Consider the following 12,135-nt stretch of genomic DNA (forward strand, 5'->3'; position numbering starts at 1 on the left):
CGCTCCTGTATGGAGCAGTCAGATCCGCCCGAGCGCGCGCAGGATTTTCTCGGGTGTGATCGGCTGCGAGGTCACCCGCGCGCCGAGCGGTTGCAATGCGTCGTTGATCGCATTCATCACCGCGGCGGGCGCGCCAGCCGTACCCGCTTCACCGGCGCCCTTGGCACCGAGCTGCGAGGTCGCCGTCGGCGTTTCGATATGGGACAGCTCGATATCGGGCATCTCGGCCGCCATCGGCACCAGATAATCCGCCATGCTGCCGTTGCGCAGCGAGCCATCCTCGTCGTACAGGCACTCTTCGAACAGTGCGCCGCCAATTCCCTGCACGATGGCGCCGCGCATCTGCTCGTCCACCAGCAGCGGGTTCAATACGCGGCCGCAATCCTCGACCGCCCAGTGCTTGAGCAGCTTGACGAAGCCGGTCTCGATATCGACCTCGACATACGATGCCTGCACGCCGTTGGTGAATGCGAACGGGTAGCCGGTCTGCGCGTACGAGCGCGTGACCACCAGTTCCGGCAGCGGGCCGCGCGGCAGCGTATCGGGGCGGAAGTAATAGATGCGGCAGACTTCGGCCACCTCCATCACGAACTCGCGCTCGCGCCGCCCGACGATGCGGCCCTCGGACACATCGAGATCGCGTGCATCGCATTGACGGATCGTCGCAGCCAGCCGCAGCAGGTTCTCGCGGAGTGCCAGGCCCGCCTGCAATACCGCTTCGCCGCCAATGCCGGCACCGCGCGAGGCCCACGTACCGCCGCCATAGGGTGTGACCTCGGTATCGCCGGTGACCACCTTGACGCTGTCCATCGGCACGCCCACCGCATCGGCGGTGATCTGCGCGAACACGGTCTCCGTGCCCTGGCCCTGTTCGCCGACGCCAACGAGGCAGGTGACCACGCCGCTCGCATCGAAGCGCACTGTGGCGGTATCCTGCGCCGCGATCCTTGCACCGCCCACGCCATAGAACGCCGCGCCCGGATTGGTCAGCTCGATCAGTACCGCCAGGCCAATGCCGCGATAGATGCCTTGCTCGCGCAACGCTGCCTGCTCGCGGCGCAGGGCAGGGTAGTCCATCATCGTCTCGATGCGGTCCAGACATTGCTCGTGCGATAGCGCTTCCAGCTGGATACCGGATGCACCGTTGCGCGGATAGCCGCGGTCCGGCATCACGTTGCGCCGGCGCATTTCGAGCGGATCGATCCCCAGCCGCTGGGCCGCATGCTCGACGATGGCCTCGGTGACCGCGCACGCGATCGGATGACCCACGCCGCGATACTGGCTGGTCGGGGTCTTGTGCTGAAACAGCACGTCGAGCGTCGCGCGATAGTGGCTGTGCCGGTAAGGCCCGCCAATCAGGTTGATGACCTGATTGCCTTCGATCGCGCTCGTGCGCGGATAAACCGAGTAGGGGCCGATGCCGGTCCGATCGACCACATCGAAACCGATGATCTCGCCGTCATGGTTCAGGGCGATGCGCGCGTCGACATGATGCTCGCGCGCATGAATATCGGTCAGGAACGATTCGAGCCGGTCGGCGACGAACTTGACGGGCCGCCGCAGCATGATGGACAACGCGACGGTGGCGAAGTCTTCCGGATACGAATGCACCTTGATACCGAACGAGCCCCCCACGTCGCGGCAGATCACGCGCACCGCGTGTTCCGGCAGGCCGAAATGGCGTGAATACAGGTCCTGCATCATATGCGGAGCCTGATGGCCTTGATACACCGTGAGCTTGCCGTCGGCGCGGTTGTAGTCCGCAAGGACGGCGCGCGTCTCCATGGTCACGCCGGTATGGCGGCCAAACGTGTAGGTTTCCTCGACGACCAGATCGGCTGCGGCAAACGCTGCGTCGACGCTGCCGGTATCGATTTCGCGATGAAAGCACACGTTGTCGCCGAGCGCCGGATGGATCGGCGGCGCGGTGAGACTCGCGGCCATGCTCGTGACCGTGGGCAGTTTCTCCCACGCGACCACTACCGTCTGCAACGCATCCTCGGCCTGCTGGCGCGTCTCGGCAACCACGGCCAGCACGGCCTCGCCTTGCCAATGTACCTCGTCGATCGCGAGCGGATACTGTGGCGCGGATTTCATACCCTTCAGGTGCGCCAGCGTCGCGACCCATGGCTGGCAGAGCGTGGCAATCTGCGCGCCGTCGACTATCGCCACCACGCCGGGCATGCCGCGCGCGGTGTCCGCATCGATGTGGGTGATGCGCGCATGGGCCATCGGACTGCGCAGAAACACCACGTGTGCGGTGCGTGGCAGCACAACGTCGTCGGTGTACACGCTGCGCCCTTCGAGATGGCGCTTCGCGTTGGGGCGTTTTACGCCCACGCCGATATAACGCTGCTCGACACCCACGCCCTTGGCGACGGCGTCGACTTCATTGAACTCGTTGCGCGAGAAGTCGTTCATGATTGCGGCACCAGGTTTGCACTGCGCCGTTGTTGCAGGACATCGCAGATCGCATCCACGATCGCCTGATAGCCCGTACAGCGGCAGTAGTTGCCGGAGATGTATTCGCGCACCTGCTCGCGTGTGGCATCGGGATGCTCTTCGATCAGCGCCGCCGCGGTCAGCAGCATGCCCGTCGTGCAGAAGCCGCATTGCAGCGCATTGCGCGCGTGAAACGCCTGTTGCAGCTCGCGCAGATCACCGCGGTCGCTGACGTGATCCAGCGTCTCCACTTCATGGCCATGAGCCTGCGCCGCAAGTACCAGACAGCCACGCACGATGTCGCCATCGAGCCGCACGGTACACGCGCCACACACGCCGTGCTCGCAACCCACGCGCGCGCTGCGCAGGCCAAGATCGTCGCGCAGAAAGTCGACCAGATGCGTGCGCGGCTCCACCTGCCGCTCGTGCTCCTGCCCGTTGACGTGCACCATGATGGGCATCGTTTTACGCATGGCGACCTCCGTGATCTGGTGTGGTGCCGGCCGCAGTGGCGACGAGCCGTTGCGCGAGCCGGCTCATCAATACCGACGCGAGGTGCAGCTTGGCTTCGGGGGAGTGGTAGAGGTCGGCTACCGGCGCCAGCTCGGTCGCCAGCGCCAGACGCGCGGCTTCGAGGCGAGCGCCCTCGGGCGGCCCGCCTTCCAGCGCTGCCTCGGCAGCGCGGGCGCGCATTGGGATATTGCCGGTGCCGAGGAACACCAGCCGCGCATCGCGCAGCGTGCTACCTTCCACGCGCGCGCTGGCAGCAAGGCCCACGATCGCGTAGTCGCCATGACGTCGAGTGAGTTCGTCGAAGACATAGCGGCGATCGGGCTCCGGCAGCGGAAACTCGCACGCGGTGATGATCTCGCCGGATGCCAGCGCCGTGGTGTAGAGGTCGAGAAAGAAGTCGGCGGCCGGAATCCTGCGTTCGCCTTGCGGTCCGATTACCACGATGCGCGCATCGAGCGCCACCGCGCAGGCCGGCCATTCCGCCGCCGGATCGGCAAACGCGATCGAACCGCCGAGCGTGCCGCGATTGCGGATGGCACGGTGCGCCACGTGCGGTGCGGCCATGGCCAACAGCGGCACATGCTGGCGCACCACCATCGAGTCTTCGATATCGCCATGGCGGGTGAGGGCGCCGATGCGTACGTAACCGTGCTGCAGCGAGATGCCGCTCAGGCCCGGCACATCGTTGATATCGACGAGCACGCGCGGCTCGGAGAGGCGCATATTGAGTGTGGCCAGCAGCGTCTGCCCGCCGGCCAGGATGCGCGCGTCGTCACCGTGTTGCGCCAGCAGCGACAGCACCTCGGGGACGGAACTCGCGCGCACGAAATCAAAAGGAGGTGCTTTCACGTCGTCACACCGCCCAGTGCATGACCGCGAACGTGAACACCGCGCCCAGGACGAACCAGAATGCACGCTGCAGTTCGCCGCGGAAGCCCGGCGCCAGCGCGTTGCCGGCGGCAGCGGAGTTAGCGGATGTAGAGGCTGTAGGGGTCGATAGCGGGGAAGGGCGCGCGATCTCGGCCGGCCGAACGGTGTCCGATGCGCTCGCCGCTGGCGCGTCGCCGCGCAGGGCCACATCAAACGCCGTAAAGAACTCGTCGGCCATTTTGCGGGCTGATGCATCGATCAAACGCCCACCGATCTGCCCGAGCTTGCCGCCCACGGCGGCCTGCACCGAATAGCGCAGACGCGTATCGGCGCCACTATCGGCCAACTCCACCATCGAACTGCCCTTGGCAAAGCCGGCGGCGCCACCGGCGCCCTCGAACGTGAGCCGGCAGCGGTCGGGCGCCTCGATATCGGACATCAGAATCTTGCCGCCAAAGCGCGCGCGAACCGGCCCCACCTTGATCTGCACACGGGCCTGCGTCTCCGTGTCGGAGACACGGTTCACTTCCTCGCAGCCCGGGATACACCGCGACAGGATCGCCGGGTCGTTGAGCGCTGCCCACACCTTCTGGCGTGGGGCATGGATGATCTGTTCTCCGGCAAGCTCCATCCTGGAATCCTTGTCTCCGTGCGACTTGTCTTGTTTTTGGTTTGTTGATCTTTGATTTCAGTATTTACCTGTTGGTCAATAAAGTCAAGAGCATGCCCCGTGGGATATCATTGCCGCATCTTTTCACGCCAATCCAGCCACCTCCCTATGTCCGACATTTCATCGCCCGTCACCGACGACGACAAGAAGGTGCGGCGTCGACTCAAGCCGGAGGAGCGCGAGCTGCAGATCCTGCAGGGCGCGGTGAAGTTCTTCTCGGAGCGGGGACTGGAAGGGCAGACGCGCGATCTGGCCAAGGAGATCGGCGTTACCCATCCGCTGCTGTACCACTACTTTCCGACCAAGCAGGCGTTGATCGAACGTGTGTACGAGACCGTGTATCTGGGCCGCTGGACCCATGCGTGGGAGGATGGGCTCGACGACAAGTCGCTAGGGCTGCAGGAAAAACTGACGCAGTTCTACCTCGACTACGCCAAGGCAATCCTCACGCCGGAATGGGTACGAATTCTGGTGTTCTCGGGGCTCAGCGACGGCTATATCCCCGATCGCTATCTGGCGTTGCTCAGGGAAAAACTGTTCCCGCGCATCATTCGCGAGACGCGCCGCCATCTGGACTTGTCGGTGCGCGCGAAGATCACCGAGCGTGAAAGCGAGCTCGTGTGGGGCCTGCACGGTGGCATCTTCTATCTGGGCATCCGCTGCTGGGTCTACAAACAGGGCGCGCCCGAAGACTGGGAGCAGGTGATCCGCGACCGCGTACGCGCGTACGTGGTGGCCGCGGAAGACCTGTTCGGCAACGCACGCTAAGGCGCACGTTTGCGGCAGCGAAAACTCAGGGCTGCGCGAGCTTTGCGAAGTCGCGATCGAGCCGGGTCAGCGACCCATCGATACGCGTACGCTTTTCCTGAATCCACGCGGCCTGTTGCGCAAGGGTCTGCTTCGCTTCCTTGAGCATGCGATCCATCTCCGCGGGCTGAGGGCCGCCAACCGTCGCGCGATGGTTCACCACGGCCACCGGATTGAGCGTCTCGCGGAACTCCTGCTCGCTCATCGGCAGCTCGGCCGGGCCCGTGGTCGCTGCGCTCGCGTCGGTATTGAACTCCCTGATCGCCTGCGCGTAGATGCGGCGCGCTTCCGCATACGGGAAATCGCTCGGCCGGATATTGTTGGCCTTCGCATAGTCCACGACTTCCGACGCGAAGTGGTGGCCCACGCGGAACGGCAGCTTGTACTTGCGCATCAACACATCGGCGAGCTCCTGCGAAGCGGTCCAGTCGCTGTTCAGCTCATCGAGCGCGCGATCCGAGTCGATGACCAGTGCCTTGAGAATGCGATCCCAGCCGCGCAGGACCTTGATGGCGCTCTCCACCAGCTCCTTGTTCTGCTTGACCTCCTTGGCGTCGGCCATGCCGGGCGGCAGATTGTGCGCGCGCATGATGGGGCCCATCGCCAGCGTGATGGCGGTGGAGGCATCGGCGCGCGTGCCATTGAGCAGGCCCGGGTTGCGCTTCTGCGGCATCGCGCTCGACACGTAGGTATTGCCATCGCCTTCGCGCAGCAGAATCCACGGCCGTGAGTTCGCGTATTGCGTCATCACGTCCTCGATAAAGCTGCCCGCGTGCAAGGCGATGCTGGTGACAATGGCGCCGGCTTCCACCGGTTGATCCACGGCCGCGATCTGGTGCGCATCGTAGGCGTTGTTCACGATGGTCGCAAAGCCCAGATAGTTGGCCATGCGCGTGCGGTCGAGCGGCCAGCTGGTACCGTTCAGGACCGTCGTACCCATCGGCGATTGATCGATGCGCGCGTAGGCTTCGCGAATGCGCTGCGCATCGCGGTCGAGCGCGGCGGCGAAACCCAGCAGGTAATGGCCGTAGCTGTTGGGCTGGGCCGCGACGCCATTGGTGTAATTCGGCACGATGGTCTTGGCATGCTGCTCCGCGAGTCGCACGACGGTGCTGGCCGTCGTATTCAGTTGGGCGGCGAGCTTGAGCATGTCGTCACGGAGGATCGCCGCGCGGTAGGTCGCATGCATGTCCTGGCTCGAGCGGCCCGCATGCAGCAATGTCACCTCGACGCCAGCGGCCTTGATCAGCAGCGGCTCGAACGTGATAACCGTGGAGGGGCGCTTGCCGCCCGCTTGGTCGCCGTCCTTGAGCACCTTGTCGAGGCCCACGGCAATGCGGCCCGCCATGCGCTTGTCGAGCAGGCCCTGCTCGGAGTTGATGACGGCGGTGGCCTTGTTGATCTCACCGAGCCAGTAGAACTCGTCTCGCTCCCTGGCCTGCTGGGCGTGGGCCGGTACGGCCTGCATCAGCATCAGGGTGGCAATGGCGATAAGTTTTGTCTTGAACATGGGGTGTGCGTGCGCTGGCGGATAGCGTATGACTATATCGCATTCCCATACGGTGACAAATATCGATATGGAGGTTTGCCATACGTTCAGCGTATGGAGCGTCCGCCGTGCTACAATGCGCTTCCTGCATGCATCTTGCAGCAGGGCGCCCGAACACCAACATCAAAATATCGTTCGGGGCTTATTGGCGCTACGCCATCCCAACGCCGCGTGGAAGAGCATTATCGGTAGCAGCAGTGACCGCTGCACCGCTCACCACCCGGCGCTCATCAAGACCGCGCGTGACAGTAGTGAATCCGCGCCGGTCCCAAATCACTTTCAGCCACACAGTCAGGACGGCATCCGTCGAATCGACGATGCGCTCGGCCGTGTGCGAGGACAACATTTGAATCAGAACAACGCTTTTACCGTTTCCATCTACCCCATCCAGCAGGAGCCGGGCGTATGGTTCGCCAACTATACGATCTCCGAGTATCGCAACGGCGCCGAGCGCGTCGTGGCAAACGTCTCGATGCGCCATGCCACCCACGCCAGCGAGGCGGTGGCCAAGAAGGCCGCACGGCACGCCGGCGAACAAGCCGCCGCCAGATTCCGTCTGCGCACCCGATAAATCCATCAGCAGGAAAGCAATGTCGACGATTGAAGAGTGGGAAGAACTGCATCTGACGGCCAAGGGCTGGGTCAATGGCACGTATCGCATCGAGCCGTGGCTCGAGGTGGTTGCACCGAAGCCGGATGAAGCCGTCCTGACGACGCGGCGCCGCGTCACGGCCACGTATGGCGGCAGGTCCGAGGTCGTGGAGGTGCGCTCGCCGCACACCACCGATCTCGACCTGATCGCTTCGCTGCTGCAGAACCATGGAGATGCGGTGTTCCGCATCTGACACGCAGTCATAAAAAAAGGGCACGACTGAGTCGTGCCCTTTTTTATTGCCGCGGCGAGATCAGATCTCGTCGACCTTCTTCGGCTTTTCCGATGCCGACGTCGGCAGCGCGGTGATCTTGCCGGCCTTGGCCAGCTTGACCAGGCCTTCGCCGATCTTGGCCGTGTTGCTCAGTTGCGAGCTCACCGACGATGCCACATCCTTCAGCGCGCCCAGACGGGGGATCAGCATCGGGTTCGACGACACGCCGGACACCAGCGCGGTGCTGCCTTCGGCCAGTTGCTTGTCCTTGAGCACGCCCAGCATGAACGTGAAGGCGGCATTGCCGAACGAGGCCATCTGCGCCTTGTTCATGGTGCTTAGCTTGTCTTCGCCTTCCTTGCTGGCCAATACCTTCTGCACAATCGTTGCTTCGTCGCTCTTGATCTTGTTGAGCTCAGCTTCCTTCTCGGCCGTGTTGGCAATCGCGTTCGCGGTCGCCAGGCGGGCTTCCAGCGCGGCGATGTCTTCCTTGCTGGCCAGCGCCTTGAAGATATGCGACGACGACGTGCTGATCATCAGGTTGGCATCGTTCGCGGTCTGGATGAACGCGTCGATATCGCCAGCGGAAACGGCAGCGGCGGAGCCACCGCCAACGCCCGGGATCGCGGACGTGATATTGCCGAGGCCGAATGCCATCGCGGCCGGGGCCGCAGCGAACAGGGTGCTGCCGACGAGAACGGCCAGTGCTACAGAAGTCTTCTTCACGTTTGACGTTTCCTTTTTCTTCGTCAGTTGGGATTCAACAATTGCTTCATGACGCCATCCAGGCTTGAACGCGTATCGCGATCGAGGTCCATCGCCTGCAAGGCGTTGACATCGTTCGCTTCGGCGACCGCCGGATAGCCATTGGAGACAAAGCCGTGCTCGAGGATGGCCTGTCCCACGACGCTGCCGCCGGCGCGCTGCCGATAGGCCAGCCGGACGTTGTAGCCCTGCGCGCAGAGCCCGTCCTCGCATTTGCGTTCACGCGGATCGACGCGGTACAGCGCTTCCAGGCAGCGGTCGTAGGTACCCGGCCGCAGCGACAGTTCGCGTGCAAAGCCCGATTGGCCGCCCACGCGTCCCTTGACGAGGTCCGCCAGCGCGGGATTGATCATCACCACCTTGGCCGATGCCGCGCCGGCATAAGCGAGCAGATTGAAGCGATCCAGTGCAACGCTGCCGATCTGGCTCTTGTCCGCGGGGCAGAACGCCATCCGCTGTCCACCACCGTTGGCGCCGGCCACGCTATCCACCAGCACCACATCGCCGGCCTCGGGGCGCGGCGGCTTGCCGGCAATGGGCAGCACCGGGGTTGCGGTGACGCGGGACCCGTCGCGCGCGGCGACGGTTGCCTCCCACGTCGGCACCAGTGCCTCTTCGGTCAACGGGCCCGGCTTGCCAATGCCGTGATAGACGCGAATGGTGTCGCCGGCCTGCAGCGCGCCCGCGGCATCATCGATCTGGAAGTTGTCGGCCGCGGCGGCGGTGACCTTCAGCGTCAGCGGCTGGAAGCGGACTTCCTTGCCGAAGCGCTCGGCGAGGTCATTCAGCGCGTTCTTGAGCACCACCTCGCGTCGATCGGCCGCGTTGAAACCAGCCTTGTCGGTGACGGTATCGTCGATGCGCTGCGTCACGTCCGCGGCATAGAGCACACGGCCGTCACGAGACAGCAATTCCGCGAAGGCCCATGCCTGATAGCTCTGCAGCGTCTTGTAGGCAAGATTCGTGGGCAGCGTGTACTGACGCGCGGGCGGCACCACCATGCGGATGAAGTAATCGGGCAGGGCGCGCTTGCCGCTGACCTCGTGCCCGATGCTGGTGTTGCTGTCGATCGACGCCTGCACCTGGCTGAAGTTGCCGTTGAGGGGCAACGTCGCAAAGGGCGCGCCACTGCCGAGCTTGTCCGTGAACAGCTGCGCGCTGACCGCGTCGGACAGGTCGCCGTTGCCATCGCTGACCAGCGCCAGCACGCGCGGCTTTTTGACGTCGGACAGCGCCATCGTGCCGGCGCGACTGAATACCGCGCCATCCTTCGGCGTGCCCAGCACCGGCACCGCCACCGCATAGTCGGCACCGGCATGTTCCACGCGAATCTCGCTGGTCGCGTCGTTCATGACGTCGCCCTTGCCGATACCCGCGCGGTAGCCCTTGTCGAGGATAACGAAACCACGCCAGGTATCGGCCACGCGCGTTTCCACCACGTACGGATTGAACTGGCGCGCGGCAGAAGCCAGCATGGTATCCATCAGCGTCGTAAAGCCGCTGCGATAGGCGTTGGCCACACTGGTGTCGATGGCGGCCTTGCCAAGCGAGCGCGAGACGGTCATGACGTCATAACGCGTCTGGCTGAACGATTGCAGCACCTCGCCGGTCATCGGGTTGCTGAAGTACAGACTCAGCGTGAGCGGCAGATAGATATCCGTGGTGCCATCGGACTTGTCGATCTGGTAGCGCGACGCGCGCGTGACCTGCATCGACAAGGCCAGCGTGCGCAGGCGATTCTTGCTGTCGATGGTTGGCGTCAGCGTCTTGAAATGCGCCTGCGCGCGTTCCTGCAACTGCGTCACGCTCTGCCGCAGATCCAGCGCGGGACGGAATGCGGGGTCGATCTTGCTGCTGCCGTTGCCCGCATCGTCGAAGAAGATGCCGGGGACCACGTAGAGCCCGACGCCAGCGGCAGCCGCGCTCCCGCTGGCGATGATCAAGGCCGCCGCGGCGGCCGTCAGCAATGGGGTACGCATATCAGCGAGCGGCCTTGACCTTGGCGCAACCGTTCATGCAGAGCGTGACGATATTGCCGTCGACCATCGAGTCCAGCCCCGCGAACATCGGGTTGCTGCCCAATGCCATGGCCACAGCCTGATCGAGCGGATCGGTGCCACGATAGGTGGCCACCACCTCGAACTTGTCGGTACCGGCCTGACGTTGCGTGGCCTTGTCCAGGCCCGGCACGTTCTTCAGCGCCTGATTGAACGCGGTGCGATTCATCAGCGTGAGGGCGCCGCCGGTCAGGCGAATCACGTACTCGGCGCCGTACATGGTGCGGCGCTTGACGAAGTCCTGAATCCGCTTGCCCACCTGATTGCCGAGGCTGGCGGCGAGCTTGCCCGCGAGCTTGGCGCGGCAGTCGTCGGAAGAGATGCCGATGGCCGCTTCCGATTGCGTGGCGGAGCCGATGTCCTCACCGGTCTTGGTGGAGAACGTCTTGGTGCTGGCCACGCCCGTGCAGGCGGGCTGTCCCGAGTTGCGGTCCACGCCCACGTCGTAGATCACGGACGAACCGATCATCAGGTAGTCCGCGGTCGCTTCCTGCCGCGCGAACTCGGTGTACTTGGCCAGATCGGCACCGTTCTCGAGCTGGTCGAGCGTAATGGCGCGGTTGCCGAAGTACTTGCTCTTGAACAGCGCGTTGTCGATGACCTTGATATCGAGGTCGTTCAACTGGCCCTTGAGCTCGTTATAGGTGTAGTTCTTCTTGTCCGGCCCGGTGTTCTGCGGCTGGTACTTGACCAGCTTGCGGAAGTACGTGTTGTTGTGGTCCTCGGCACTGACGTCGCGCGCATAGGCCTGCTGCGACGACGATGCCGACGCCACGTTGCTGCTGCTGGCGGCGGCCACCTGACGCGAGGCCGCGCCGGCCGCCTGACGGCTGCTGGCACTGGCTGCGTCATAACGCCCGCTGTCGCGGCCGGCGACCGCGGCCTCGCCGCCATAGCCATCGCGCGCGGCACCGACCACCTGCGTATCGCGGGCCGCGCTCACGCGACCGGCGGCGCTTTCCTTGACCGCGTAGGCGGCTTGTTCCTTCGATGCGTACGCCGAATTGTTGCTGGCGGCGTAGGCGGCCTTGCGCGAGCTCGACGATGCTTCCTTGTCGTTGTAGCTGCTACCTTCCTCGTGGCGGAACTCGGTCAGTTCTTCCAACGGCGCGCGCAGGTTGGTCGGCGTGGTGAAGAACTCGTCCATCATCACGAGAATCGGCTGGCTGCGCGTGGCGGTGGTGTTGAGCGCCAGGCCGAGATCGCTGATCTGCGTGCGCAGTTCCTTGTCATCCATGCGCAGCGTGATGCTGATGCGATACTGTCCATCGACCGCGCTCGGGGCAGGGCTGAAGAACGCTTCCTCGCCGACCTGGACCACCAGATCGTCGAGCTTGGCCTGTACGTCCGGATTCTTGCTGGTGCCGGCACCGACCACCTTGTCCAGCGCGGCGAGCACCGCATTGCGCTTGGCCTGACGCAGCGCCGACGTGCGTACGGAGGCAAGATCGTCCGTAATCGTCGCGCTGCCCACGCCGCGCGCTTCGATATCCATGGCATATGCGATGGGCATGGCCATCGTCAGGGCGAACGCTACCCCAGCCAGTCGAACTGGCTTTTTGTCAGAAATCATTGTGTGCTCTTCAGTGAGTGCGC

At 64.2% G+C, this 12,135-nt stretch carries 11 protein-coding genes; 3 read left to right on the plus strand and 8 right to left on the minus strand.

Annotated elements, in window-relative coordinates; translation table 11 throughout:
• Positions 1-18: 18 nt before the first annotated feature.
• From LDO41_RS22595 to LDO41_RS22610, 4 genes are read right to left on the minus strand one after another with little or no spacing between them, the layout of a single operon-like run.
• The gene (locus LDO41_RS22595; protein WP_223992267.1) at positions 19-2,421 is read right to left on the minus strand and encodes a xanthine dehydrogenase family protein molybdopterin-binding subunit; all 2,403 of its coding nucleotides are present in this window, start codon (positions 2,419-2,421) and stop codon (positions 19-21) included.
• Positions 2,418-2,915, minus strand: a complete 498-nt coding sequence (locus LDO41_RS22600; RefSeq protein WP_223992268.1) for a (2Fe-2S)-binding protein — start codon at positions 2,913-2,915, stop codon at positions 2,418-2,420. Before LDO41_RS22600 ends, LDO41_RS22595 begins: the two co-directional genes overlap by 4 nt.
• Positions 2,908-3,804, minus strand: coding sequence for an FAD binding domain-containing protein (locus LDO41_RS22605; RefSeq protein ID WP_223992269.1), 897 nt, complete (start codon positions 3,802-3,804; stop codon positions 2,908-2,910). The genes LDO41_RS22600 and LDO41_RS22605 overlap by 8 nt, the downstream gene beginning before the upstream one ends.
• 4 nt (positions 3,805-3,808) lie before the next feature.
• Positions 3,809-4,456: an SRPBCC family protein gene (locus tag LDO41_RS22610; RefSeq protein ID WP_223992270.1), complete on the minus strand. Its 648-nt coding sequence runs from the start codon at positions 4,454-4,456 to the stop codon at positions 3,809-3,811.
• 147 nt (positions 4,457-4,603) lie between these two features.
• Between LDO41_RS22610 and LDO41_RS22615 the strand changes: the two genes are divergently transcribed.
• Positions 4,604-5,263: a TetR/AcrR family transcriptional regulator gene (locus LDO41_RS22615; RefSeq protein ID WP_223992271.1), complete on the plus strand. Its 660-nt coding sequence runs from the start codon at positions 4,604-4,606 to the stop codon at positions 5,261-5,263.
• 25 nt (positions 5,264-5,288) lie between these two features.
• On the opposite strand, the gene LDO41_RS22620 is transcribed toward LDO41_RS22615, so the two are convergent.
• On the minus strand, positions 5,289-6,812 hold the full coding sequence (locus tag LDO41_RS22620; RefSeq protein ID WP_377742636.1) for an argininosuccinate lyase: 1,524 nt from the start codon (positions 6,810-6,812) through the stop codon (positions 5,289-5,291).
• Between the two features lie 28 nt (positions 6,813-6,840).
• Here LDO41_RS22620 and LDO41_RS34375 point away from each other — a divergent pair, with 28 nt between their 5' ends.
• Together LDO41_RS34375 and LDO41_RS22630 are read left to right on the plus strand one after the other, a co-directional pair.
• Positions 6,841-7,422 (plus strand): hypothetical protein, encoded by a 582-nt coding sequence (locus LDO41_RS34375; protein ID WP_377742632.1) that lies wholly within the window; start codon positions 6,841-6,843, stop codon positions 7,420-7,422.
• A 19-nt stretch (positions 7,423-7,441) separates the two neighbouring features.
• On the plus strand, positions 7,442-7,696 hold the full coding sequence (locus LDO41_RS22630; protein WP_223992272.1) for a translation initiation factor 1: 255 nt from the start codon (positions 7,442-7,444) through the stop codon (positions 7,694-7,696).
• 60 nt (positions 7,697-7,756) lie between these two features.
• On the opposite strand, the gene LDO41_RS22635 is transcribed toward LDO41_RS22630, so the two are convergent.
• From LDO41_RS22635 to LDO41_RS22645, 3 genes are read right to left on the minus strand one after another with little or no spacing between them, the layout of a single operon-like run.
• On the minus strand, positions 7,757-8,443 hold the full coding sequence (locus tag LDO41_RS22635; protein ID WP_223992273.1) for a hypothetical protein: 687 nt from the start codon (positions 8,441-8,443) through the stop codon (positions 7,757-7,759).
• Positions 8,444-8,466: 23 nt separating this feature from the next.
• Entirely contained in the window at positions 8,467-10,461 is a 1,995-nt protein-coding gene (locus LDO41_RS22640) for a hypothetical protein (RefSeq protein ID WP_223992275.1), read from the minus strand.
• A gap of 1 nt (position 10,462) precedes the next feature.
• Positions 10,463-12,112 carry a hypothetical protein gene (locus LDO41_RS22645; RefSeq protein ID WP_223992277.1) on the minus strand — a complete coding sequence of 550 codons (1,650 nt, stop codon included), beginning with the start codon at positions 12,110-12,112 and terminating at the stop codon, positions 10,463-10,465.
• Between the last annotated feature and the right edge of the window lie 23 nt (positions 12,113-12,135).

It is taken from the genome of Cupriavidus pampae (assembly GCF_914271485.1).
GTDB classification, from domain to species: domain Bacteria; phylum Pseudomonadota; class Gammaproteobacteria; order Burkholderiales; family Burkholderiaceae; genus Cupriavidus; species Cupriavidus pampae.

Bases quoted from the DNA above. Each gene is read 5' to 3' on its own strand.
- LDO41_RS22620 (WP_377742636.1), bottom strand. From the start codon at position 6,812: ATGTTCAAGACAAAACTTATCGCCATTGCCACCCTGATGCTGATGCAG.
- LDO41_RS34375 (WP_377742632.1), top strand. From the start codon at position 6,841: ATGACTATATCGCATTCCCATACGGTGACAAATATCGATATGGAGGTT.
- LDO41_RS22610 (WP_223992270.1), bottom strand. From the start codon at position 4,456: ATGGAGCTTGCCGGAGAACAGATCATCCATGCCCCACGCCAGAAGGTG.
- LDO41_RS22630 (WP_223992272.1), top strand. From the start codon at position 7,442: ATGTCGACGATTGAAGAGTGGGAAGAACTGCATCTGACGGCCAAGGGC.
- LDO41_RS22615 (WP_223992271.1), top strand. From the start codon at position 4,604: ATGTCCGACATTTCATCGCCCGTCACCGACGACGACAAGAAGGTGCGG.
- LDO41_RS22640 (WP_223992275.1), bottom strand. From the start codon at position 10,461: ATGCGTACCCCATTGCTGACGGCCGCCGCGGCGGCCTTGATCATCGCC.
- LDO41_RS22595 (WP_223992267.1), bottom strand. From the start codon at position 2,421: ATGAACGACTTCTCGCGCAACGAGTTCAATGAAGTCGACGCCGTCGCC.
- LDO41_RS22600 (WP_223992268.1), bottom strand. From the start codon at position 2,915: ATGCGTAAAACGATGCCCATCATGGTGCACGTCAACGGGCAGGAGCAC.
- LDO41_RS22645 (WP_223992277.1), bottom strand. From the start codon at position 12,112: ATGATTTCTGACAAAAAGCCAGTTCGACTGGCTGGGGTAGCGTTCGCC.